Below are 24,685 nucleotides of genomic sequence, written 5' to 3'. Positions count from 1 at the left end.
GTCCGTCGTAGAAAGGTTTTGATCAGCGTGGAAATTCTCCATATCGTTGGGCAGCAAAAACTAGAAGGAACCGTCGAGATTAGCGGAGCGAAACAGAGCGCTCTCCCTTGCCTTGTGGCTGCACTTCTCACGGAAGAGTCGGTAACGATTGAAAACGTTCCGATGATTGAAGATGTGGAAGTGATGGTCAATTTGTTGAAAGAATTAGGGGTACGAGTAGAGCGGAATGGCGAACGAATGACGATTCATTCGAATGAAGCAGTTGCCATGCCCCTCCTCGGTTCTGAGACACGTAAAGTCCGTGCCGCTGTCTATTTGCTCGGGGTCTTCGCGGCTCGCTTCGGAAAAGGGGCGGTTGGGTTACCTGGAGGATATGCGATTGGTCCACGGCCGATTGACTTACATTTGAAAGCGTTGGAACGTCTCGGCATTCATGTCGAGAATGAATCAGGTCTCTATCATGTCCGGGTCGATGAACTTGTCGGGAATCGAATTTACTTGGACTTGCGGTCGTTTGGGGCAACCGTGAGTGCGATGCTTGCGGCTGTTCTAGCGACAGGGACGACAGTCATCGAAAATGCGGCTTGCGACCCTGAAGTCGTCGATGTGGCAACGATGCTCACATCGATGGGGGCACATGTGAGTGGGGCCGGAACGGATGAGATTCGAATCAAAGGGGTAGAGCGGCTCCACGGTTGTACGCACACACTGATTCCGGATCGTCTCGAGGCCGGAACGTTCATGATGTTCGGTGCAGTGTCTGGTCACGTGACCGTTCAACCGGTCATTCCCACACATCTTGAAGGGGTCATCCAAAAACTGTTGGACTTCGGAGCGGACGTCGAGGTCGGTGAAGAGTCAATTACCGTGACGGCGAACCAATTCATGCCAACAGACATTCGTGTGTTCCATTACTCCGGGTACCCGAGCGACTTGCAACCGGTGATGACGGCAGCCTTATTAAAAGCTGACGGAACGAGTGTTGTCACCGATAAATTGTATGCGCAACGATTCCGCCACATCGCCGAGATGCGACGGATGAATGCGCAAATTACACTGGAGGATGCATCGGCTGTGATTCGTGGCGGCAATAAGCTGGCGAACGCAGAGATGGAATGCACCGATGCACGGAGTGCTGCGGCCCTGGTACTGTCAGCGCTCCAAGCTTCTGGTGAATCGACGCTACTACATGCGGAACGACTGAATGATTCGTATGTCGACTTTGTCGGCAAATTAAAACAACTCGGTGCGCTCGTTTGGGTGGAGGAACAAACCGAGGTATAAAGGGGAGATTTCGGGTGGAACGAAGTTTATCGATGGAACTGGTTCGGGTGACAGAAGCGGCGGCACTTGCTTCAGCCCGTTGGATGGGACGAGGATTGAAAGTCGAAGCGGATGATGCGGCAACGACGGCCATGCGCGACGTATTTGACACGATTCCGATGAAAGGGATTGTCGTCATCGGTGAAGGGGAGATGGATGAGGCCCCGATGCTATACATCGGAGAAAAAGTCGGAAATGGCTACGGTTCTCGTCTCGATGTCGCAGTCGATCCGTTAGAAGGGACAAACATCGTAGCGACCGGAACGTGGGGAGCACTTGCGGTTCTCGCGGTCGCGGATGCAGGCGATCTCCTTCATGCTCCAGACATGTACATGGATAAAATTGCCGTCGGACCGGAAGCGGCAGGTCTCGTCAGTCTCGACAACTCGATTGAAGAGAACATTGAAATCGTGGCGAAAGCGAAGAAGAAAAACGTGGAAGATGTCGTCGTCACGATTTTACATCGGGACCGTCACGAAGAAACCATTCAACGTGTCCGCGCGACCGGTGCGCGAATCAAATTGATTCCGGACGGGGACGTCGCCGCGGCCATCAACACCGCTTTCCCGAAAACGGGTGTCGATTTGTTGCTCGGTTCAGGCGGGGCGCCAGAAGGTGTCATCGCTGCAGTCGCAATGAAGTGTTTAGGTGGAGACTTCCAAGGGCGTTTGCTCCCGGAAGATGAAGCGCAGAAACAACGTTGCCATGACATGGGAATCGAAGATACGGATCGAATCCTCCTCCTCAATGATTTGGTGAAAGGTGAAGATTGTATCTTTGCGGCGACCGGCGTCACAGATGGTGAGCTGTTACGTGGAGTCCAATTCACGTCACAAGGCGGACAGACCCATTCGGTCGTCATGCGTGCCAAGTCCGGTACCGTTCGTTTCGTCGAAGGGAACCACTCACTTAAGAAAAAACCAAAAATGGTCATGAAACCAGAATAATCAGAAGTCGTGGATGTGAAAACGTCCACGACTTTTTTGTGGTGAAAGCGTCAGAAAACGGGAATGGATAGTCAGGAGGTGGGTGTGATGATTCAGGTTGAAGGACTCGTCAAAACATTCAAGGATGTTCCAGCTGTCGATGACGTGTCATTTTTCGTGAAAGAAGGAGAAATCTTTGCGTTTTTAGGTCCGAACGGTGCGGGTAAATCGACGACGGTGCAAATGTTGACGACACTCGTGAGACCGACATCTGGAGCGGCACGAGTCAATGGATTCGATGTCGTTAAACAAGAAAAAGATGTCCGATTATCGATTGGAGTTGCCTTACAAGAAACAGGAATCGATAAAGTGTTGACGGGACGAGAGCTCCTTGTCTTACAAGGGCGTTTGTTTAAGATGTCGAATGAAGAGGCGCAACGTCGAGCCGATGAGTTACTCGAAGTCGTTTCACTGACGGATGCGGCCGATCGCCGGAGTGGTACCTATTCCGGTGGGATGCGACGACGTCTCGACTTGGCTCTCACACTCGTCCATCGTCCGACGGTCTTGTTTTTAGACGAACCGACGACCGGACTCGATCCGGCGAGCCGAATCGAAATTTGGAATGAAGTACGCCGATTGAACGAGGAATTCGGGACGACGATTTTTTTAACGACCCAATACTTAGAGGAGGCAGATGAGTTGGCTGACCGGATTGCAATCATCAATCACGGGAAGATTGTGAGTGAAGGAACGGCCGAGGAATTGAAACAGCTCGTCGGTGGAGAGACGATTTCGATGGACTTCGCTACAGAATCTGAAGCGACCCTTGCCGCGACGCGATTTCATACATCTTCGAATGGCACACATGTATCGTTTGAGTTACGTGACATGACGTTGACTGAGATTGTTCGTTCCTTGGATGAACAAGGGTTGCAGCCTGAACGATTGACTGTCAAGCAACCATCGCTCGATGATGTATTCTTGAAAGTGACAGGCGAATCGTATGAAGGAGGCGAGATCCGTGTGGACTGAGACATGGCTATTCACGAAACGGAGTTTGCTGACGACTATTCGAAATCCGTTTTCATTCATCCCGAACTTGATCATTTCTGTATTCTTTTTACTTGTGTATACGAGTGGCTTGTCGAGCGTGGCCTCGTTGCCTCAGTTCGAAGGGAGCGACTATTTGAATTTCATCTTACCCGTATCCATTGTTTCAGGTGCAGTCGGGGGAGCGGGAGGCACGGGTCAGGCGCTTGTCCGAGATATTGAGAGTGGCTATTTCGCAAGGCTCTTGTTGACACCGGCGACCCGTACGGCGATTGTGCTCGGACCGATGATTGCGGGGATGTTGCAATTACTCGTCCAAACGCTACTTATTTTTGCTGTCGCGTTTCTCCTCGGTCTCACGATTCCTGTCGGTGCCGCTGGATTCTTTTTCACGGTATTACTCGCAATCGGATTTGGACTTGGTTTCGCAGGATATTCAGTGGGCGTCGCCTTGAAAACACGAAATGCACAAGCGGCACAGGCAGGGACATTGTTGTTCTTTCCTTTGATTTTCCTGTCGACGACGTTCGTTCCGAAAGAATTGATTGAAGCCGAATGGTTGAAAGTGGCGGCGACGTTCAATCCAACCACGTATATTTTCGAAGGGATGCGAGCGGTTCTGACGCAACCGGAGATTGACTGGGGTGCTTTATCGGCAGGGCTCGCAGTCGCGGGTACAATGAGTGTACTCATGATCGTCTTTGCGGCAACGAACGCGAGAGGGGCATTGAAGCAAAAATAAGGGAGGAGTTTGATGCAGGAACTATCAACGATGATTCGGATTATTTTAACAGGGATTGGAGCATATATTTCTATCATTCTCATGTTGCGTGTTTCTGGTAAGCGTACATTGGCAAAAATGAATGCATTTGATTTTATTGTGACCGTTGCACTTGGTTCTATTTTGGCAACGACCTTGACTAGTCAACAAACCTCTTTATTGGCTGGACTTACTGCGTTCGGTACACTAATTGTCTTACAATATATATTAGCGAAACTATCTAAGCGATTCTCCATTGTGAATCAAATGATTAAATCAGAACCAACTCTACTGTTTTATAAAGGAGATTATTTGAGAGAACATCTACAAAAAGAACGAATTTTAGAGATCGAGGTCATTCAAGCGATTCGATCAAGTGGCACTCCTCTAGGACAAGTCGAAGCAGTAATCATAGAAACGGATGGAACGTTTTCTGTTTTGAAAGACTCTCGTCATGTAATTGAACATGTGAACAAATAAAAACGACTCGGTTCCGATGAACCGAGTCGTGATATTGTATTAGAGATATGATCCAGCGCCTACATAGCGTGGTGCCCAGTATCCAGAAGTGAAGCTCGCGTATTTCACGCCGCCTGTTTCTGAGTTGATCATTTGTGTTTTGCTAAGTGCCATTCCGACGTGTTGAATCGTTCCGCCTGAATGTGAGAAGAAGACGAGATCGCCTGCTTGGATCGATGACTTCGAGATTTTCTTCGCGCTTGAGTATTGCTGACGTGAAGAACGTGGTAGTGTTTTTCCGATTGCTTTCTTGTACACGTGTCCAGTATATCCTGAGCAGTCAAACCCTGAAGTTGTTGTTCCACCATAGCGATACGGTGTTCCGAGATATTTCTTCGATTCAGCGACAAGTTTCGAACGTTTGCTAGAAGATGACGTTGAAACCGTTGTTGATGTCGACGTGTTCGCTTTCAAGTATGTGTACGTTGAAGAAGCTGAGATATAACGGTGTGTGCCTTTGTAGTTGATTTTATAGAACGAACCGGATTTACCAAGGTATGTATAGCGTTGACCTTTATCCATTTTCGCGACGACTTTCGATGATGTAAGTGACGGGGCAGTACGGATGTTCAAACCGTTTACTTTCGAGTAAGCAAATGTACCGGTAGCGGCTTCTGCTTGTTCACCTGTTGAGAACATAAGACCCGAGAAAGCGACAGTGGCAGCGACGACGATTGATGCGATACGCTTTAACATTGTATAAATCCCTCCGTTTTTAAAATCAAGACATTCGTATATGACAAATCGAGTAATTTTTAATGGTAGAGCACAAGTTGCGGGATATACCCGGTTTCCTGTGCAAATAAACTATATCATGCGCAAGACCGATAGCATTTTTCAATCGCAAGTCAAAAAAGCGTTTTCTTGTAACAAAAATGAAACAATATGTGGATATAGCACTTATTTTGTTACAAAACTATCTTTTACTGTGTAAGGATTTGTACAAGAGGGAAACGATTGAACAAAAGGTGATTTTTGCACGGTGACGGCACGGGCAAAATATGGTTAGATGATGGCAGAACAAATGAATCAAGTTGAATGCTTCTTGTAATGAAATGTAGAAAGATAGGTGACTTGAATGAGTCAACAGACAGAACCGACAAAGAACTATACACTTCGTGAGCTTGAAACGAAGACGTTGAAAGAATTATATGAGATTGCTAAAGAAGTCAAAGTACCGAACTTTCGAGAAGCGCGTAAGCGTGAGCTCATGTTCCGTATTTTGAAATCACAGGCTGAATCAAAAGATTTATACTTCCTCGAAGGTATTTTAGAGATCATCCCACCGAATCCTCAGTCTCAAAATGATGGCGGATTTGGATTCCTCCGACCAATCAACTATTCTCAATCTTCCGAAGACATCTATATCGCTGCATCGCAAATTCGTCGCTTTAATCTTCGAAACGGGGACCTTGTCACAGGAAAGGTCCGTAAACCGAAAGAGAATGAACGGTTCCAAGGTTTGTTGAGTGTTGAAGCGGTCAACGGAGAGTCGACGGACTCGACGCGTTCGCGTGATTATTTCCCGGCATTGACACCGATTTATCCAGAACAACAGATGGTGCTCGAGACAGAGCCGACCCATCTTTCGGTTCGTGTCATGGATATGATCGCACCAGTCGGGTTTGGCCAACGCGGGTTGATTGTGGCACCACCAAAAGCGGGGAAAACGTCGCTTTTAAAAGAAATTGCCAACTCGATCACGACGAATCATCCGAACGTCGAATTAATCATTCTTCTAATCGATGAACGACCAGAGGAAGTGACGGATATTCAACGCTCTGTACCGGATGCGGACGTGGCGTTCTCGACTTTTGATGAGACACCGGAAAACCATGCGCGTATTTCAGAACTCGTTCTCGAACGCGCGATGCGTCTCGTGGAACATAAGAAAGACGTGGTCATCCTACTCGATTCCATCACACGCTTGACGCGTGCGTACAACCTGTCTGTTCCACCAAGCGGACGGACACTCTCGGGGGGGATTGACCCGGCGGCGTTCCACAAACCGAAAAAGTTCTTCGGAGCGGCACGGAATATCGAGGATGGAGGTAGCTTGACTATCCTCGCGACAGCGCTCGTCGATACCGGATCGCGAATGGACGACGTCATCTATGAAGAGTTCAAAGGAACAGGGAACATGGAACTGCATCTGGACCGGAAATTGGCAGAGCGCCGGATCTTCCCTGCAATCGACATTCGTCGCTCGGGAACACGGAAAGAAGAGTTGTTACTCGGGAAGGACGAACTCGATTCGCTCTGGACGATTCGTCGTACGATGAACGAGTCTCCAGACTTCGTCGAACAGTTCTTACGCCGTGTCCGTGAGACGAAAACAAACCTCGACTTTTTTGCTGCGCTAGAGGCAGATAAGAAAAAAAGACGACCGGTGAAAAAAACGAAAACAGACTTGTAAAACCTATAGTAGGGTGATATTATATTCTAGTGAACTTTCTCTAGGTTGAAAGAATACTTAGGGCCGAAGGAGTTGAAAAGCAATGAAACAAGGAATCCACCCAGAATACCGTAAAGTCGTATTCATGGACTCGACGACAGAATTCAAATTCATCACTGGTTCAACTCGTTACTCTAACGAGACAATCACGATGGAAGATGGAAACGAGTACCCACTCATCCGTGTCGATGTATCTTCTGATTCGCACCCGTTCTACACAGGTCGCCAGAAATTCGCATCTGCAGATGGTCGTATCGAGCGCTTCAACAAGAAATACCAACGTTAATCGTAAAGTTGTATGCTCACCGCCTAGGGATTGCCCTTGGCGGTTTTTTGTTGCATCGACACGGGTAAAGAGACGAAAGTATGTCGTGAGGGGGCCGTTATGGAATTTATACTCATTAGTATTAGCTTGTTGATCGGGGTCGGCATCATGTCTCAATGGTTGGCATGGCGTTATCAAATCCCGGCAATCATCATTATGACGCTCGCTGGAGTATTGGCGGGTCCGATCCTCGGGCTGTTCGATCCGCGTGAATTATTAGGGGATTTATATAGTCCGATCATTTCGTTTGCGGTCGCCATCATCTTATTCGAAGGAAGTCTTGGGCTTCACTTTAGCGAAATCAATCAGTTCCGGAGGTCGATCGTCCGGATTGTCACGATTGGAGTCGCGCTCTCATTTGTCGGGATGTCGCTACTCATTCAATATGTAGGAGGGTTACATTGGGTCGTCGCCTGGACGATGGGGGCGCTCTTCGTCGTGACGGGTCCGACTGTCGTCATTCCGTTGTTGCGTCAGGCACACTTGAAAGATCGAGTCGGAGCGATTTTGAAATGGGAAGGCATCATTGTCGACCCTGTTGGAGCATTACTCGGGCTCTTCGTCGTTCGACTTGGATACATCGTATATGAAGGTATGGATTTATGGATGCAACTCCTCTTTGCAGGTGCCTGTATTGTAGGGATTGGACTCGGTTACTTGTTCGGCCATCTCTTGATGGGATGGTTTGTGGCAGAAAAAGTACCTCGCTATCTCCGTGCCTCGGTTACGTTGACGGCTGTCCTCATCTTATTCTCACTCAGTGAGCTTATGATGCATGAAGTCGGGCTGCTCGCCGTTACGGCGATGGGGATGACGATGGCCAATACGAAACATCGGGATGAAGAAATCATCGAAGAACTGCAATCATTCAAAGAGGATATTTCAATCTTGCTCATCTCATCTGTCTTCATCTTGTTGACGGCTTCCCTGTCTCGGGCAGAGCTGTTGAATATTTTCCAATGGCCGCTTCTCTTGACGATTGCGGGCATCCTGTTCTTGGTTCGCCCAGTTGCGATTTACTTGTCGACCGTCGGTGGAGGTTTGCCGCTAGCGGAACGAGGGTTCATTGGTTGGATTGCCCCACGCGGGATTGTCGCGATGACGGTCGCGGGATTCTTTGCTGAAGAAGTCGCGCATCTCGGGATTGACGATGCGAAGCAAATGTTGCCGCTCACACTCGGTCTCGTCTTCATTTCCGTTACACTGCACGGTCTCACGATTCGACCGCTTGCGCGAAAATTGAAATTAATCGATGAACAAAAAGAGGCGAACGCTGATGAATAAAGGACGGAGTTCTTTCAATCAGTATTTAGGAGAAGTCAACCCTTTTCCTCAACTCGAAAGATAGGTATAATCGGAAAGCGATTATCGATGGAGAGGGCGAAGAACAATGATGCATGTGACGAACCGATATGGTTGGATTGAAGTGATTTGTGGGAGTATGTTTTCGGGGAAGTCGGAGGAATTGATTCGCCGAGTCCGCCGTGCTCATTATGGAAAGATTCCGGTCCAAGTGTTCAAACCAGCAATCGACGACCGGTATCATGAAGAGAACGTCGTCTCACACACAGGGAACTCGGTCGTGGCCGTGCCAATCGCATCAAGCCAAGACTTGTATGATGCCGTTCGTGAAGAAACACAGGTCATCGCGATTGACGAGGTGCAATTCTTTGATGAAGGAATTGTAGACGTCATCGAACAACTTGCGAACGAAGACAAACGCGTCATCTGCGCTGGGCTCGATATGGACTTTCGAGGCGAACCGTTCACGATGATGCCTGAACTGTTGTCACGCGCGGAGTTCGTGACGAAACTACAGGCCATCTGTTTGTCATGCGGCGCGCCTGCTTCGCGGACACAACGTCTGATCGATGGGCAACCTGCTCGGTATGAGGACCCGGTCATCTTGGTCGGGGCTTTCGAGTCTTACGAACCACGATGCCGACATTGTCATGATGTACCGAATAAACCACATCCGGTCCGCCATACGGTGGTAGACTGATGAATTGACGGACCGCCCTCGGCGGTCCGTTTTTTTGCTATAATAGATAGAGTTTGATTTGACGGAGAAAGGACGGATCATCATGTTTGACCGTTTAAGTGTATTAGAAGATCGTTACATGCAATTGAATGAAATGCTCGCCGATCCTGAGGTGCTCAGTGACTCGACGAAGTTGAGACAATATTCGAAAGAGCAGGCACAACTAGAAGAGACGGTACAGATGTATCGTCAGTATAAAGAAACAAGTACAGCTTTCAAGGAAGCGAAGACGATGCTTGAAGACCGGACGCTCGACGCCGACATGCGTGAATTGGCAAAAGAAGAGATGAACCTCCTCGAGCCAGAAGTCAAAGAGCTAGAAGCGAAACTGCGGATTTTATTGCTTCCAAAAGACCCGAACGATGACAAGAACGTTATCGTCGAAGTCCGAGGAGCAGCAGGCGGAGACGAAGCGGCACTCTTTGCAGGAGATTTATATAAGATGTATACGCGATTCGCTGAACGTCAAAATTGGAAAGTGGAACTCATTGACGCGAACTATACCGAACTCGGTGGATTTAAAGAAGTCACGTTCATGATCAACGGGGCAGGTGCCTATTCAAAGCTCAAGTTTGAGAACGGAGCCCATCGTGTGCAGCGAGTCCCATCGACTGAATCGGGCGGACGAATTCATACGTCCACAGCAACGGTTGCCGTTCTTCCGGAAGCAGAGGATGTCGAAGTGCATATCGATATGAAAGATGTACGAGTTGATACGTTCACTTCATCTGGTCCAGGGGGACAATCGGTCAACACGACGCAATCAGCTGTCCGTTTGACACACATTCCTTCAGGGCTCGTCGTATCATGTCAAGATGAGAAGTCGCAGCATAAAAACAAGGATAAGGCGATGAAGGTCCTTCGAGCACGCCTGTATGACAAAATGCAAAGCGAACATATGGAAGAGTTGTCTGCGCAACGAAAATCGGCTGTCGGAACAGGTGACCGTTCCGAGCGAATCCGCACATACAACTTCCCACAAAGTCGTGTCACAGATCATCGGATTGGATTGACCCTTCAGAAGTTAGACCGTGTCCTAGCAGGTGAACTCGAAGACATTATCGACGCACTCATCATGGACGAACAGGCACGTCTCATGGAGGATGCGGAATGATGCGGATTGCCGCGCTACTTAAGCAGACGGAAGAACGACTAGTTGAAGCTGGGCGCGACCGTGCGGCTGCCGAATGGTGGCTCATGCATGTGTTGCAAGTCGATCGCACCGGTCTCCTCGTTCGTTTGTCGGATGAATTGTCTTCAGATGAAGCGGCACGGTTCGAGACGGGAATCGAGCGTTTATTGATCGGAGAACCGGTACAACACGTGATTGGACATGCTCCGTTTTACGGGCGCTCGTTTGAAGTGAACCGGGATGTGTTGATTCCGAGACCAGAAACGGAAGAGTTGATCGACTGGGTACTTGGGCAACTTCGTCACATTAAGGATGATGAGATTGTCGATGTCGGGACAGGAAGCGGGGCCATTGCGATTACCTTGAGCCTCGAGCTCGGCGTACGTGTACAGACGGTCGATATTTCGCGTGAGGCGATTGAAGTCGCTAAACGAAATGCAGCCACACTTGGCGCAACTGTACGGTTTTATGAAGGAGACGGGCTCGCACCGATTGCGGACCACTCGATTCGCGTTCTCGTCTCAAATCCGCCTTACATCGAGGCCGATGAGCTGTTAGATGAGACGGTCGTCGGCTACGAACCGCACCTTGCGCTCTTCGGAGGGAAGGATGGGCTCGACATGTATCGGCAATTAATATTGGAATCGGTGCGCGTCTTACGTGCCGATTGGCATTTGATTGCGTTTGAAATCGGGTATAACCAAGGACAAGATGTGAAATCATTACTGTCTGAACGTTATCCTGAAGCAGAAACGGGTATTTTAAAAGATATAAACGGCAAGGACCGTATCGTCTATGCCGTAAGGGAAGGGATTGCGTATGGAAACGAAATGGATTAATTCGAATGAGATTGAAGAGGGGGTACGTCTTCTTCAAGCGGGTGAAATCATCGCCATGCCGACAGAAACCGTCTATGGTCTCGCTGGAGATGCCATGAACGATGTGGCAATTCGAAAGATTTTTGAGGCAAAAGGTCGTCCGTCGGATAACCCGCTCATCGTCCATATCGCTTCAATTGACCAAACGAGTTTGTTTGTCGATTCGATTCCTCCTGTTGCCAAACGCTTAATGGATGCGTTTTGGCCAGGCGCTTTGACGATCATCTTGCCTTCAAACGGACGAGCCTCTTCGCTCGTGACCGCAGGCCTCGATTCCATCGGACTCCGGATGCCGAATCATCCGGCAGCACTCGAGTTGATTCGTAAGTCAGGGTTAGGGCTTGCGGCTCCGAGTGCGAATCGTTCCGGACGACCTTCGCCGACAACTGCTCAACATGTCGCGGATGATTTGAACGGACGAATCGCAGGAATCGTGGATGGGGGTCCTACCGGAATCGGAGTCGAGTCAACCGTTGTGGATTGTACGGGGGACACGGTAACGATTTTACGACCAGGTGGTGTGACGCGAGAAGAAATGGAAGCTGTCATTGGACCGGTCGCCTTAGATGCCAATTTGAGTAACGATGAAGCCACACCACGATCGCCGGGAATGAAGTACACGCACTATGCCCCAACGGCACCTGTTTTTTTAGTCGATGGCACACGCAAAGATTTAGAACGTGTCATCGAGGAGCGGAAGCAAGCGGGGTTGCGAATCGGTGCACTCGTCTTCGACGAGAACCCGACACCGGCTGAGGTCACGTATTCACTTGGGACCTCGATGGAAGTGGCGGCGCAACGTTTATACGACGCGCTTCGTCGATTTGATGAAACAGACGTGGATGAGATTTATGTGAACACGATTGAACCTGTCGGAGTCGCACTTGCCGTCTATAACCGTTTATACAAAGCGGCGGGCGGAAAGATTGTGCACCCGACGAAAGATGCCTAAAGACATAGAGGAGGACACGCGATGTCAATGAAACGCGTATTATTCATATGTAGTGGCAACACGTGCCGAAGCCCGATGGCGATGGCCTTGCTCCGTTCGAAGATGACCGGGGATGAGTTTGATATTCGCTCAGCTGGTCTACGGACGATGCAAGGATTCGATGCTTCAGAAAACGCACTGCAAGTTCTCAGAGAACGTGGGATTGAGCTCGATCATGTCACCCAGACGTTCGATGAAGTGTTAGGGAATTGGGCGGATATCATCTTGACGATGACACGCGCACACCGTGAACAAATTCGGGATACATACCCGGATTTGTCTGAGCGGACGTACACGCTCTATGAATTCGTGACGGGACTCGAACGGGACATCAACGATCCGTTCGGCGGTTCGATGAATGTGTATCGCCAGGTGCGAAACGAGCTCGAACCACTCGTGAATCGACTTGTGTTAAAATTAACGAATGATGGGTCAAAGGTGACGAAACCACCGAGACGCCTACCAAAGAAGACGGGGGAATGAACGAATGAAAATTGCAATTGGCGCTGATCATGGCGGCTTCAACTTGAAGAAAGAAATCGTAGCCTTGCTTGAGGAACTCGGACATGAGTATAAAGATTTCGGGACGCACTCAGCGGACTCGATTGACTACCCGGATGTGGCCATCCCGGTCGCAGAAGCGGTAGCGGCAGGTGAATTCGATCGTGGGATTTTGATTTGCGGTACGGGAATCGGAATCGGGATTGCGGCGAACAAAGTCAAAGGGATTCGTGCGGCACTCGTCCATGATTCATTCAGTGCAAAAGCGACACGTCAGCATAACGATTCGAACATCATGACGATGGGCGAGCGTGTCATCGGACCTGGTCTTGCACTCGACTTGGTGACGACGTGGCTCGATACGGACTTTGAAGGCGGTCGCCATTCAAACCGTGTCGACAAGATGAGTGCTTACGAATCGAAGTGAGTCAAATGAAGACGGAACTTCTCGGATTTTTGACGGAGCTTCACGAACGGTTCCCTTTGAATGATGAGCGCATTCTCGTCATTGGATGCTCGACGAGTGAAGTGCTCGGAAAAACGATTGGGAAGGCAGGTTCCATTGATGTCGCAAGCGAATTGATGGAAGCATTCCTTGAATTTAGAAAGAAGACAGGTGTCCATTTGGCGTTTCAAGGGTGTGAGCATATCAATCGTGCCCTCACCGTTGAGCGCCGGACACTCAAACAGTTCGGTCTCACAGAAGTGACGGTCGTCCCGATCCGGTCCGCGGGCGGAGCGATGTCAGAGAAGGCTTATGCCAACTTTGATGAACCATGTGTCGTCGAATCGATTCAAGCAGATGCCGGGATTGATATCGGCTCGACATTGATTGGGATGCATTTGAAACCGGTCGCGATACCGGTTCGGTTATCATCGAAGCATCTCGGAGAGGCGTACGTCACGTTCGCAGTCACGAGACCGAAACTGATTGGTGGGCCACGGGCTCAGTATCCAAATAAATGAAGAAAGCATCGCATTTAGGTTTTTCGACCGAATGCGATGCTTTTTTTGTTCAAATTATAAATCTTCTCCAAAAAGATAGGAGATGACCATCGGGAAACGCTCACGCCAGGCGAGCTCGTTGTGAACTCCTTCTTCAATCACTTCGAAGCGGATGTGTTCGACCTTGTCTTTTAACAAGTTGTACACGCGTTCGCTCGACTCACAATACATCTCGTTCGTCGGTCCATTTTCGATCGGTTCCTCGACTTCTTTTGCGCCGACGTCCAAGTAAAGACGCTCGACGCCCTTCAAATCGCTCGCTTCAATCAATTGTTCCAGCTCGGTTTGGTTGAACCAAAATGCAGAGGACAGGGAAGCGACACGCTTGAAGACGTCTGGATATACACATGCTGCATATATCGAGATGAGCCCACCCATCGAACTTCCCATCATCGCTGTTTCTTCCGGAATCGTCCGATAGTCAGCATCGATTTGAGGTTTCAATTCCTGCGCGATGTATTCGATATACGCCGAACCCTGCCCGCCGAGCACGATGTCACTTCCGAGCAAACTCTCACCGATATAAGGGTTTTCCCACGGTCCATACTCATCGAGTCGTTGTTCGCCTGGTGCACTATCGAGGGCGACGACAATCAAGTCACGCTTCGAGGCGTCTAAATATTCACCGACGCGCCAGCTCATGTTGTAGCTCGCATCCTCGTCATCAAAACAGTTCTGTCCGTCGTGCATGTAGAGGACCGGATATCGTTTTTCGGAAGTCTCGTAGTCGGCAGGTGTGTAGATTCGGACCGTTCGTGTCCGTTCGAACGGTGTGATCGTCAGTTCTTTTGTCTCAATCATAAATGGCCTCCTCACAGTTACATTCTTATTAATGATACCCAACTTTTCATCAGATTATTGCGATACCCAAAAAAACAAGCGTGTGGTACGATGGGGGTGTTGATTTTTAGACATTTAGAGGGGGTCTTCACATGGTAAACACGACGAAGTTGAAAGTGCAGGATGCGGAATTATTTGAGGCAATGCAACACGAGCTCGGTCGTCAGCGCGACAACATCGAACTCATCGCTTCAGAAAACTTTGTTTCAGAAGCGGTCATGGAAGCGCAAGGAGGCGTATTGACGAACAAATATGCAGAAGGATATCCGGGACGCCGCTATTACGGTGGCTGTGAGTTTGTCGACGTCGCTGAGAACTTGGCGCGTGACCGTGCGAAAGAATTGTTCGGTGCAGAACATGCGAACGTACAACCACACTCGGGTGCACAAGCGAACATGGCAGTCTACTTCACGGTGCTTGAAGCAGGAGATACGGTTCTCGGAATGAACTTGTCTCATGGTGGTCACTTGACGCACGGTAGCCCGGTCAACTTCTCAGGTGTGCAATATAACTTCGTCGAATATGGTGTAGACAAAGAGACAGAACACATCGATTACGACGTCGTCGCTGCACTTGCGAAGGAACATAAGCCAAAATTGATCGTTGCGGGAGCGTCGGCATACCCACGTACAATCGACTTCGCGAAGTTCCGTGAGATCGCGGACAGTGTCGATGCTTATCTTATGGTCGATATGGCGCACATTGCTGGACTCGTGGCAGCAGGTCTGCATCCGAACCCGGTCGAACATGCGCATTTCGTCACGACGACGACGCACAAGACGCTCCGTGGACCACGTGGAGGGATGATTCTTTGTAAAGAAGAGTTCGCCAAAGCGATCGATAAGTCGATTTTCCCAGGGATTCAAGGAGGACCGCTCATGCACGTCATCGCGGCAAAAGCGGTCGCGTTCGGTGAGGCACTCCAACCGGAATTCAAAGATTACCAACGTCAAGTCATTGCGAATGCACAAGCACTTGCGGCAGGCCTTGAAGAAGAGGGGCTCCGAATCGTATCGGGCGGAACGGACAATCACCTCTTGCTTGTCGATCTTCGAGGAATCGACATCACAGGTAAAGCAGCTGAGCATGCATTGGATGCAGCAGGAATCACGGTCAATAAAAACACGATTCCATTCGACCCAGCATCACCGTTTGTCACAAGCGGAATCCGTCTTGGAACGGCTGCGATGACGACTCGTGGCTTCAAAGAAGCGGATATGAAAGAAGTGGCACGTCTCATCGGGCGTGTGCTGAAACAACATGAAGACGAGGCGGTAATCGCGGAAGCACTTCAAGACGTGCAATCGTTAACGGCGAAGTTCCCGCTTTACCCTGAACGAGGCTGAGTCAATGGATATTCGGACACTAGCAGAACGAGAGCTATCCGAACTTCCATTGTTCGATATGACAGAATGGTTGGCTCGTAAAGGGGAATACGATCCTTCTTTCCGTCTTGTCGCCAGTGAGTTTGGTGTCATCACGACGCTCCTCGACCATGGCTATTATGAAGAAGCGAGCGAACGAATCGTGCCGCTCCTCGGGATGAAAGTGCCTGCTGCTTTCCATCGACTAGGTCTTGCGCTAGAAGTGAAGGCGAACGGAAGAAAAGCGGCCAAGCGCCGCTTTCGTTCGTTCTCGTCGGCTGTCATCCAACATTCTGATTTAGCCGAGTGGCGACAGGCGTTCAAGCTCGATAAGAAATGGCTTGGACTTCCGCTAGTGGTCAGTCTTGCGGCTGGAGCGCTCATATTTTGGCCAGATGCCGAACCGCCCGTCGTCTCGCCGGACGAGCCGGACGAAGTCGTTGTCGAGACCGTAACGGAAGAAGAAGCACTCGCAGAACGCCTTGAAGAGCTCGAGGCAGAAGTCGCCCGACTCGAAGAAGAGAATGAGAAACTTCAAGATTCGGACGAACAGAAGCCAAAGGAATCAACTGAAGAAGCACCGGACACATCAACGGATGTTGTACCGCTGGCTGAGGTAGAAGCACTTGTTCAAGATAAACAGTATGAAAAAGCCGACCGCCTATTAGGTGGAAAAGCGAAAGTCGGACAAGAACAAGCAGTTGGGTTTTATCGACTTCTTGTCGACAATAAATTGGGACAAGCGGACATTGCGGACTATGCAGCTTATCTCGAATCGTATCCAGAATCTGGTTACAAGGCAGATGTCCTTTGGATGAAAGGGATTGCCGAGAAAAAAGCGAATGACCCGGCGTACCGTGAAACGTTGACGACCGTTTCTGAGATGGAAGGGACGTATTGGGCACCGATTGCGAAGTCCGTGCTCGAAGAATAAGGTGCTACATGAGTAGCGCCTTTTCTCATGAAATTCTAATGAAGTACACCACGATTTCTCGTTTTCCTGTCGTATGATTTGAGGTAGGAGGGATGCGTGTATGAAACGTGTAATGAAAACCATTGGAACAACTTTATTGGCGATCGGACTTATGGGAATCGGACTTGCCGGATTTTTGTTCTTCACTTCACCTGGACAATCCAGCCTGTCGCAACTATCGCTAGCGGCGCTGGAAGTCGAACAGCAGATGGAACAAGTCGATACGAAGTGGGATGAATGGGAAGATGATTTAGAAAGACGAATCGAGCAAGCCGTTCCAGAAGGCGTTCGTCTGTTTTTTGCGGATTGAATTCGGGAAATGAATAACAATACGTCGAGCGAACTGCTCGGCGTTTTTTCAAAGGAGTGAGCAGGATGCAGACGATTCTCGTCGTAGAAGATGATTCGAAGATTGCGCGATTACTGGAGTTGGAATTGAAGCATGCGGGGTATGCGGTCATGGTGGCGACAGACGGTCGTACCGGTTTGGAACGAGCTCTCGCTGACGATGTCGACCTCGTGTTGCTTGACGTGATGTTACCTCAAATGAGTGGACTCGAGGTGGTCCGTCGTCTGAAAGAAGAGCGACCTTTGTTACCGGTTCTGATGGTGACGGCCCGTGGTGATCGATACGACAAAGTGAGTGGTCTTGATCTTGGTGCAGATGATTACATCACGAAACCATTTGAAATAGAAGAGGTGCTCGCACGAATTCGGGCATTTTTACGAATGCGCCAGCTTGTTCGTCAGGACCATTCTGAACAGGTGTTGACGTACGAAACATTGACTGTCGACGTGAATCGTCATGAAGTATATTGTGACGGAAAGAAAGTAGATTTGACTCGACGTGAGTTTGACTTGTTGGTCTTCTTTTTAGAGAATCCGGAGCGTGTTTTGACGCGTGACCAACTCGTCGAACACGTGTGGGGATTCGACTACTATGGGGATACGAATGTCGTGGACGTGTATGTCCGATACGTAAGGAAAAAACTGACCGGCTCTTGGATTCAAACGGTTCGCGGTGTCGGCTATATGTTGAAGCGTGGTGAGTGACCGATGCTACGAACAAAAATTGCGTGGGCGATGACAGGGTTCATGTTGTTGCTTCTTCTCGTCTCCTTTGGCGTGACCTGGTTCGTCGCCAGACAGGAAATTGTCGATTCGCGTTTTGACGTGTTACTGCAGGCGTTGAATCTCTTGGAAGAAGATGTCCGGAATAGCGATGCGGTATTGTCGCTTCATGAGGACAGTGTCGTGTTAGAACGTCAAGAAAACGGTGAATGGGGAATCATCGGGGGAGAAGTGCCAGACGGAACGACGTTTCCCATCAATTATGGGGAACCGGCCCTCATCGATGATTGGTTTGTGGTCGCGACGACGGATGGACTAGCGTTCGGCTTTCAGGATCGAGATGTGAGCAATACGATTCAAGCGCTCGCAACCATTTTTCTCGTCATGTTCTTCCTTGCCGTTCTCTTGACGTTCCTAGGGACGTGGTGGATTTTACGTCAAGGTCTGTCACCGTTACGCCGATTGACAGAGACGATGGAACGGATCACGGAGTCCGGTAAGTTAGAGACAATCGAAGTGGCTGACCGAAAGGATGAAGTGACGACTCTTTCGGACGGATTTAATCATATGATCGAGCGAGTCGAAGGGACGATGGAGCAACAACGTCGTTTCGTCGCCGATGTTTCACATGAACTCAAGACACCGTTGACCGTCATCGAGGGCTATGCGAAGTTATTACAACGATGGGGACAAGAAGATGAGAGTGTACGTGCCGAAGCGATTGACCATATTTTAACGGAGTCGCGTCAAATGCGAAATGATTTGATTGAACCTATGCTCGAATTGAATCGATTTGCTGCACTCGAACAGGTAGAGCGAGAAGAAATCGATTTAGCTGAACTTGGGGAATCAATAGGAGAACGTTTTTTGCGGTCGCACGGCGTCCATTTACCTATTGAAGCTACAGGAAGCTGGTTTGGTCATCGTGAGTCGTTACAGCGGATTCTTGTCATCCTATTAGACAATAGTTTGAAGTATGCGGAAGAGACGAGCCTTCATTTGAAGAGTGATCGAATTGAGGTACGCGATCGAGGACCGATTCTTTCGGATGATGTGAGGAATCGGCTGTTCGATCGATTCTACCGATTAGATGAAGCGCGCGATCGCAGTGGGAGTGGTCTTGGTCTCGCGATTGCGAAAGAAGTGGCGGACTTGAATGAGTGGACGATCGGGAGTAGATCGAATCATCCGGATGGCAGTATATTTTTCCTGACTCGATGATGAATATTTCGCATTTTCTCATCAACTTCTAATGAAGCCTTAAATATGCTCTCACGGAAGAGGCTTATGATGAAAATAAGAAGAACACATCATGAGGAGGAAACAAACATGAAACGCATCGGTTGGATTATCGGCGCATTATTAGCTGTCATGGCAATTGTTGGAATTGGATTTTACGTAAACGGGAATCAGACGGATACGGTCATTGTTCCACAAGCAATCAATCAAGCGAGTGACGATCGATCAACGGGCAACCCAGATGACCCTGCTACATCGGATGGCTCAAGTAGCGCATCAGATGATTCGTCAGCAGCGCGAGTGGGAGATGGAGACGACTATGAACTATACGGGACGCTCGTGAAGTTATCGAAAGAAGATGTCACCATCAGCTTCAATGGAAAAGAGTCGACATACCCTTTAGCGGCGACACATGAAATCGATGACGATACACCGCAAGTGGGTGACCGGGTAAAACTCGAATTGAACCGAGATGATGAAGTGAAGGAAGTGGACCGTGAGAGTGGTGATGATGATGCGTATATTTACGGCACGCTCGTCAAACTAACAAATCAAGAAGTCACGATTAAGATTGATGGGAAAGACAACGTATATCCACTTGCCGCACGTTCTGAAATCGATGATGACACTCCGCGTGTCGGCGACCCTGTCAAACTTGAGCTAAATCAAGATGGGGCGGTCATTGAAGTCGATCGTGAATCAGAGGACGACCAGAATGAACAAGATGATTCTTCGCAGGACGACTCATCTCAAGATGACTCATCCGAGGATGAGCGAGAAGATGACTAATGAAGTGATAAAAAGGACTAATCTCTTGATGGATTAGTTCTTTTTTTGTTGCTAGACGTTGAAGCATAAAATGAGTTGGACCGCTTTCGTCAAATCGTCAGAAACGTAATAATTCTGAAATCATCACAAAAATAGGTTCTATGTTATGATGTACAAGAAAAATTTAGGTGGTTTCCACCTAATTGGGAATGAGGAGGAACATCAATGCGTACGTATTGGGGAATCTTGCTCAGTTGTATCTTGTTGAGTGGATGTGGTGCCGAGACGTTGAACGCGATTGAATTACGTCCTTTGTCTTCCTATCGAGTCGAGCAAGATCCTGAGATACCGTTAATGAAACAGACACAAGAGAAGCTACTTACATACTGTGAGCGTCGTCCGACAGATGTCTTACCAGAGCGACGAGCAAAGGTGGCGGAAGTGACATTTCATCATCCGCTCTATGAAGTACTCGGTTCCAAAACGGTGAAATATTTTGCGGCGGGGGATGAACGTTATGTCACCTGTGCGAACAGCAATGAGTTGATGGAGCGAACGTTTGCCGTGGAGCCGATTCAAGCGTTTGAAGCACTCGAACCAGATCATTTTCAAGAGTCGAAAGTGGTCTCGACAATAGAGTTTGAGCGCATCGATGACCTTGAATCGATTACAAGTACGTTCACCTTGAACGAGACGCATGAAGAAGTGATGCCCGATTCGGCTTTCCGTTATACGACACCGGATACGGGAGCGATCTATGTGACGTTCGAGACGATTCGAAACGGGCGTACACTTGACCCGATCATTGAACCAAAACTATTCCCGTTTCAAAGCGGAGAGAATGAAGGGTATGTTTTCTTGACGAGACGGGCCGATGATCGTCTCACCCTACAAATCGGAGAGACGTCCTCGCTCAAACAACTCGTCCTACCGAATATATATGAGGCTCCTTATATGAAAGTCGATCCGAAAGAAGAGATTTCACTAAAGGGAAATCATCGCGAACTCATGAAACGCATCATCTTATCGGACCGACCGATTGAAGGGGGTGTGGCTGAAGAGACGTCGTTATCGTTATCGAAAACATATGGAACGGTCCTTGAAATTTGGGGACATGTCCGCCGTCCTGTTACAAACAAGATGTCCACGCGCCCCGCCGAAGGGGAAACGCGCTTGGCGGTTTTTGAATCGGAACAAGATACAATCTGGCTAGACGGACCAAAAACGCAAGAGTTGTTTGACGCCTTGTCTCATATTCAGCCGCATGAAAAAACGTCTACAGCTGTCAAAATCGGAGACTTGCATTTGTATGAAGAATTGACTGAGCAATCCTTTGACGTATGGAAAACGGAAACAGAACTCTATTTAGTCGATCAACACACATCTCAATCGTATGAACTTCCGGGAAATGATTATTTCCAGGTCATTCAACCATAAGTGGCGTCTGACCTTTGATAAAATAGAAGTTGGCTCTACCCATCTCAACAGAGTTAGGGTACAATGCTCGAGAGAGAATGAGAGAGGAGTGAAGCAAGATGGGAAAAGTACATGTTTATGACCATCCTTTGATTCAGCACAAAATGACGATTATGCGTAAAGTAGAGACGGGGACGAAGCAGTTCCGTGAACTCGTCGACGAAGTTTCTTCACTTATGGCATACGAAATCACGCGCAGCCTACCCCTAACAGACGTAGAAATCGAGACACCGGTCTCTGTTTCCACTCAAAAGATGATTGCCGGCAAGAAATTGGGAATCGTCCCTATTTTACGTGCAGGACTTGGTATGGTGGATGGGTTCCTCAAAATGATGCCGAACGTAAAAGTCGGTCATATCGGTCTTTACCGCGATCCGGAAACACTTGAGCCACACGAATACTACTTGAAACTTCCGACAGACGTCACAGAACGCGACTTTATCGTTGTTGACCCGATGCTCGCGACAGGTGGTTCGGCTGTTGATGCGATTGCATCACTCAAGAAACACGGAGCGAAGTCAATCAAGTTGGCATGCCTCTGCGCAGCACCAGAAGGCGTAGAGCGTGTACAAGCAGAACATCCGGATGTAGAGATCTATCTTGCTGCACTCGATGAAAAATTAAATGACCACGGTTATATCGTTCCTGGACTTGGGGATGCGGGTGACCGTTTGTTTGGTACGAAGTAATGACTTAAAAGCGAGAATCGCCTATGCGATTCTCGCTTTTTTTACGATTGACACTGAATAATATTTATCATTTACGGATGTCACAAAATAGACACAAAACTAGAGCGAGAAGAATGGCGAACTGGGATGGAATTTATCTATTCTTTCTTATTTAAACAGAATCCCTCGATTTCGAATATAAAACCAGGATTGAGAAAGGGATTTTGAACAGTATGAGATTCCTCACAAAAAAATGGGCGAAATCGCTCGACATGGTAAAAACATCCTCGGTATACTGATACAGGACGTTGAAAACGATTTCAAAATGAAGTCAACAGACGTTTCGTAACTCTTTGTGAACGTAAGCGTTTACCGATTGAATTTTCCAAAACGTGGGGGTATAACTGAACTATTCTTCATCTGATTCCGTTTGTGAAATGTTATAAAGTCAACATTTTTATTTCAACGTTTCTTCACACTTTCTTAAAAAAGTGCTTTGATCGTTTAGTTTATGAAGTGCGTAAAACTATTGATACGAATTGATTTAAAGCGCTTTTATAATTGTGAAATTCATTGACTTCTTATGCCATTTCTATTACTCTGAACTTGTGTGACTTTTGATGGTCACGCGAGTGTGAATTCGTGAAGAACAAGGGAGCACGTGAGACTCGAAAGGGGGATTTGGATGGCGAAAAAAGACAATCGTTATCTATCCTATGCCTCGCTCGCTTCACAAATCTCGACAGCACTTGCTGGACCGATTGTCATCGGTTATCTCGTCGGACAGTACGGCGAAAGACGTGAATTTTGGGGCACGTTTGGTTGGAATGTGTCGATTATCCTTGGACTCGTGTTCGGGGTTACGGCGCTAGTTCTCACCCTTCGGAGTTTATTGACAGGAGAGGACGAATGAATACGATTCAAGCAGACAGAAAAGCACAAAAAGAGTTGATGAAGCGTTATACGAAATGGTTTACCATTTGGTTTGCAATTTTGTTAGTTGGCGCCTTCATCGTCCCGATGTACAAAGCCGTTTTTCTCGGATTGTTCATCGGCGGGGTCGGGAGTCTCATCATTCTACATATGCAGAATCGAAGTGTCATACGTATGTATGACGTCATCGAGCATGGACGACGACCAAAGTCGCACGGGACCGTTTCAAGAATGGCGGTCGGTGCGTTAGCAGTGATAGTCGGTCTTCTCTACGAGGATCGAGTGTCCGTCATCGCGGTGGTAACTGGTCTAATCGCCGGCCACATCATACAATTTGGCGAGTTTACACTTGCCCAGCTCAGCAGGAAAAGAGGTGAATATTAATGGGTCATGAGTTTCCCACATATTCTCTGCACTTTGGGGACTATACGTTATACGGGAGCTGGACGAACGTCATTACAGTGCTAGTTGCAGCGTTACTCGTCTTCGTATTCGCCATTTGGGGGACAAGACGTTTGGCAATGAAGCCGACTGGCAAACAAAACTTCATGGAATTCTTCGCGGAGTTCGTACGTGGAATCATCGCAAGTGCGATGGACTGGAAGACAGGAGGACGCTTTATTGGATTTGGGATGACGTTGATTTTGTTCATTCTCTTCTCAAACTTGATGGGTCTACCGTTTAACGTCATTTCCGGACACTATTTGTGGTTCAACTCACCGACAGCCGATCCTTACGTAACCTTGGCGTTGTCGACACTCGTCGTTGCAATGTCGCACTATTACGGGGTGAAACTGCACGGATTGAAACACTATTCGGCGGAATTCGTAAAACCAGTCTGGTTCTTGCTTCCGATCAAATTGATCGAGGAGTTTGCGAACACGTTGACGCTCGGTTTGCGTCTATACGGTAACATCTTTGCCGGTGAAATCATGATTACCATCATCTTGGGACTCGCGATTACAGCCGAAGGCGCACTCAACCCGCTCGGTGCAATCTTTGCGGTCTTCCCAATGATTCTATGGCAAGGTTTCTCAATCTTTATCGGGGTTATCCAATCCTACATTTTCCTGACGCTTGCAATGGTGTACATCGGGCACAAAGCTTCGGCCGAACATTGATTCGGACATCTCGCCAAAGCGTTACAATCAAATTATTTACTTAACTTTTAGGAGGAATATACACAATGGAACAACTTAATCTTCTCGCAACAGCACTTGTTATCGGACTTGGAGCACTCGCAGCTGGTATCGGTAACGGTTTGATCGTATACGGAACAGTACAAGGGCAAGCACGTCAACCAGAACTCAAGAACGAACTTCGTCAAACAATGTTCATCGGTATCGGTTTGGTTGAGGCCCTCCCGATCATCGGTGTGGCTGTCGGTTTCCTTCTCCTCAACTCTTGATTCCGAGTTAACGAGAATAGCATGAGAGGGAGCACG

At 48.5% G+C, this 24,685-nt stretch carries 29 protein-coding genes; 27 read left to right on the top strand and 2 right to left on the bottom strand.

The genetic code is table 11. The features are described from left to right. The first annotated feature begins 27 nt into the window (after window positions 1-27). From murA to GVY43_RS09250, 5 genes are all read left to right on the top strand, one after another. Entirely contained in the window at window positions 28-1,284 is a 1,257-nt protein-coding gene (murA, locus tag GVY43_RS09270; protein ID WP_159562988.1) for a UDP-N-acetylglucosamine 1-carboxyvinyltransferase, read from the top strand. Between the two features lie 14 nt (window positions 1,285-1,298). Further along, complete coding sequence (glpX, locus tag GVY43_RS09265; RefSeq protein WP_031422214.1) at window positions 1,299-2,270, top strand: class II fructose-bisphosphatase; 972 nt, start codon at window positions 1,299-1,301, stop codon at window positions 2,268-2,270. An 87-nt stretch (window positions 2,271-2,357) separates the two neighbouring features. Beyond that, window positions 2,358-3,284, top strand: coding sequence for an ATP-binding cassette domain-containing protein (locus GVY43_RS09260; RefSeq protein WP_159562987.1), 927 nt, complete (start codon window positions 2,358-2,360; stop codon window positions 3,282-3,284). Beyond that, window positions 3,274-4,044: an ABC transporter permease gene (locus GVY43_RS09255; protein WP_159562986.1), complete on the top strand. Its 771-nt coding sequence runs from the start codon at window positions 3,274-3,276 to the stop codon at window positions 4,042-4,044. The genes GVY43_RS09260 and GVY43_RS09255 overlap by 11 nt, the downstream gene beginning before the upstream one ends. Before the next feature lie 12 nt (window positions 4,045-4,056). Beyond that, entirely contained in the window at window positions 4,057-4,542 is a 486-nt protein-coding gene (locus tag GVY43_RS09250; protein WP_159562985.1) for a DUF421 domain-containing protein, read from the top strand. A gap of 39 nt (window positions 4,543-4,581) precedes the next feature. On the opposite strand, the gene GVY43_RS09245 is transcribed toward GVY43_RS09250, so the two are convergent. Beyond that, window positions 4,582-5,277: a C40 family peptidase gene (locus GVY43_RS09245; RefSeq protein ID WP_159562984.1), complete on the bottom strand. Its 696-nt coding sequence runs from the start codon at window positions 5,275-5,277 to the stop codon at window positions 4,582-4,584. Between the two features lie 382 nt (window positions 5,278-5,659). Between GVY43_RS09245 and rho the strand changes: the two genes are divergently transcribed. The 10 genes from rho to GVY43_RS09195 all read left to right on the top strand — a co-directional run bounded on the left by rho (window position 5,660) and on the right by GVY43_RS09195 (window position 13,870). Beyond that, window positions 5,660-6,997, top strand: coding sequence for a transcription termination factor Rho (gene rho, locus GVY43_RS09240; RefSeq protein ID WP_012727388.1), 1,338 nt, complete (start codon window positions 5,660-5,662; stop codon window positions 6,995-6,997). Between the two features lie 82 nt (window positions 6,998-7,079). Then, window positions 7,080-7,322 (top strand): type B 50S ribosomal protein L31, encoded by a 243-nt coding sequence (locus tag GVY43_RS09235; protein ID WP_012727387.1) that lies wholly within the window; start codon window positions 7,080-7,082, stop codon window positions 7,320-7,322. A 99-nt stretch (window positions 7,323-7,421) separates the two neighbouring features. After that, on the top strand, window positions 7,422-8,645 hold the full coding sequence (locus GVY43_RS09230) for a sodium:proton antiporter (protein ID WP_159562983.1): 1,224 nt from the start codon (window positions 7,422-7,424) through the stop codon (window positions 8,643-8,645). A 106-nt stretch (window positions 8,646-8,751) separates the two neighbouring features. Then, window positions 8,752-9,363: a thymidine kinase gene (locus GVY43_RS09225; protein ID WP_159562982.1), complete on the top strand. Its 612-nt coding sequence runs from the start codon at window positions 8,752-8,754 to the stop codon at window positions 9,361-9,363. A gap of 82 nt (window positions 9,364-9,445) precedes the next feature. Further along, window positions 9,446-10,516 (top strand): peptide chain release factor 1, encoded by a 1,071-nt coding sequence (prfA, locus tag GVY43_RS09220; protein ID WP_159562981.1) that lies wholly within the window; start codon window positions 9,446-9,448, stop codon window positions 10,514-10,516. Beyond that, the gene (gene prmC / locus GVY43_RS09215; RefSeq protein WP_159562980.1) at window positions 10,513-11,373 is read left to right on the top strand and encodes a peptide chain release factor N(5)-glutamine methyltransferase; all 861 of its coding nucleotides are present in this window, start codon (window positions 10,513-10,515) and stop codon (window positions 11,371-11,373) included. The genes prfA and prmC overlap by 4 nt, the downstream gene beginning before the upstream one ends. Then, window positions 11,354-12,364: an L-threonylcarbamoyladenylate synthase gene (locus tag GVY43_RS09210; RefSeq protein WP_159562979.1), complete on the top strand. Its 1,011-nt coding sequence runs from the start codon at window positions 11,354-11,356 to the stop codon at window positions 12,362-12,364. The genes prmC and GVY43_RS09210 overlap by 20 nt, the downstream gene beginning before the upstream one ends. 21 nt (window positions 12,365-12,385) lie before the next feature. Continuing rightward, on the top strand, window positions 12,386-12,886 hold the full coding sequence (locus tag GVY43_RS09205; RefSeq protein WP_012727381.1) for a low molecular weight protein arginine phosphatase: 501 nt from the start codon (window positions 12,386-12,388) through the stop codon (window positions 12,884-12,886). A 4-nt stretch (window positions 12,887-12,890) separates the two neighbouring features. Beyond that, window positions 12,891-13,331 carry a ribose 5-phosphate isomerase B gene (gene rpiB / locus GVY43_RS09200; protein ID WP_012727380.1) on the top strand — a complete coding sequence of 147 codons (441 nt, stop codon included), beginning with the start codon at window positions 12,891-12,893 and terminating at the stop codon, window positions 13,329-13,331. A gap of 5 nt (window positions 13,332-13,336) precedes the next feature. Next, complete coding sequence (locus GVY43_RS09195; protein ID WP_201302252.1) at window positions 13,337-13,870, top strand: TIGR01440 family protein; 534 nt, start codon at window positions 13,337-13,339, stop codon at window positions 13,868-13,870. A gap of 54 nt (window positions 13,871-13,924) precedes the next feature. On the opposite strand, the gene GVY43_RS09190 is transcribed toward GVY43_RS09195, so the two are convergent. Then, the gene (locus tag GVY43_RS09190) at window positions 13,925-14,710 is read right to left on the bottom strand and encodes an alpha/beta hydrolase (RefSeq protein WP_159562978.1); all 786 of its coding nucleotides are present in this window, start codon (window positions 14,708-14,710) and stop codon (window positions 13,925-13,927) included. Between the two features lie 131 nt (window positions 14,711-14,841). Here GVY43_RS09190 and glyA point away from each other — a divergent pair, with 131 nt between their 5' ends. From glyA to atpE, 12 genes are all read left to right on the top strand, one after another. Further along, a complete protein-coding gene (glyA, locus tag GVY43_RS09185; protein ID WP_159562977.1) occupies window positions 14,842-16,095 on the top strand; it encodes a serine hydroxymethyltransferase in 1,254 nt (417 codons plus the stop codon). A gap of 4 nt (window positions 16,096-16,099) precedes the next feature. Beyond that, the gene (locus tag GVY43_RS09180; RefSeq protein WP_159562976.1) at window positions 16,100-17,047 is read left to right on the top strand and encodes a hypothetical protein; all 948 of its coding nucleotides are present in this window, start codon (window positions 16,100-16,102) and stop codon (window positions 17,045-17,047) included. A 100-nt stretch (window positions 17,048-17,147) separates the two neighbouring features. Beyond that, entirely contained in the window at window positions 17,148-17,396 is a 249-nt protein-coding gene (locus GVY43_RS09175; RefSeq protein ID WP_031422247.1) for a hypothetical protein, read from the top strand. 65 nt (window positions 17,397-17,461) lie between these two features. After that, the gene (locus GVY43_RS09170; protein WP_012727368.1) at window positions 17,462-18,139 is read left to right on the top strand and encodes a response regulator transcription factor; all 678 of its coding nucleotides are present in this window, start codon (window positions 17,462-17,464) and stop codon (window positions 18,137-18,139) included. Between the two features lie 3 nt (window positions 18,140-18,142). Beyond that, a complete protein-coding gene (locus GVY43_RS09165) occupies window positions 18,143-19,378 on the top strand; it encodes a cell wall metabolism sensor histidine kinase WalK (protein WP_159562975.1) in 1,236 nt (411 codons plus the stop codon). A 108-nt stretch (window positions 19,379-19,486) separates the two neighbouring features. Then, window positions 19,487-20,185 (top strand): hypothetical protein, encoded by a 699-nt coding sequence (locus GVY43_RS09160; RefSeq protein WP_159562974.1) that lies wholly within the window; start codon window positions 19,487-19,489, stop codon window positions 20,183-20,185. 204 nt (window positions 20,186-20,389) lie between these two features. After that, window positions 20,390-21,601: a hypothetical protein gene (locus tag GVY43_RS09155; protein ID WP_159562973.1), complete on the top strand. Its 1,212-nt coding sequence runs from the start codon at window positions 20,390-20,392 to the stop codon at window positions 21,599-21,601. 98 nt (window positions 21,602-21,699) lie between these two features. Continuing rightward, on the top strand, window positions 21,700-22,329 hold the full coding sequence (upp, locus tag GVY43_RS09150; RefSeq protein ID WP_012727364.1) for a uracil phosphoribosyltransferase: 630 nt from the start codon (window positions 21,700-21,702) through the stop codon (window positions 22,327-22,329). Between the two features lie 664 nt (window positions 22,330-22,993). After that, window positions 22,994-23,221, top strand: a complete 228-nt coding sequence (locus GVY43_RS09145; RefSeq protein ID WP_012727363.1) for a hypothetical protein — start codon at window positions 22,994-22,996, stop codon at window positions 23,219-23,221. Continuing rightward, entirely contained in the window at window positions 23,218-23,625 is a 408-nt protein-coding gene (locus GVY43_RS09140; protein ID WP_074035722.1) for an ATP synthase subunit I, read from the top strand. Before GVY43_RS09145 ends, GVY43_RS09140 begins: the two co-directional genes overlap by 4 nt. Continuing rightward, entirely contained in the window at window positions 23,625-24,362 is a 738-nt protein-coding gene (gene atpB / locus GVY43_RS09135; RefSeq protein ID WP_074035724.1) for a F0F1 ATP synthase subunit A, read from the top strand. The genes GVY43_RS09140 and atpB overlap by 1 nt, the downstream gene beginning before the upstream one ends. Window positions 24,363-24,427: 65 nt before the next feature. Continuing rightward, complete coding sequence (gene atpE / locus GVY43_RS09130; RefSeq protein ID WP_012727360.1) at window positions 24,428-24,649, top strand: F0F1 ATP synthase subunit C; 222 nt, start codon at window positions 24,428-24,430, stop codon at window positions 24,647-24,649. Window positions 24,650-24,685: the final 36 nt, after the last annotated feature.

Origin of the sequence: Exiguobacterium sp. 8H (genome assembly GCF_902506255.1) — a bacterium.
In the GTDB taxonomy this organism is placed as follows: domain Bacteria; phylum Bacillota; class Bacilli; order Exiguobacteriales; family Exiguobacteriaceae; genus Exiguobacterium; species Exiguobacterium profundum.
This window is presented reverse-complemented; position numbering and strand designations above follow the sequence as displayed.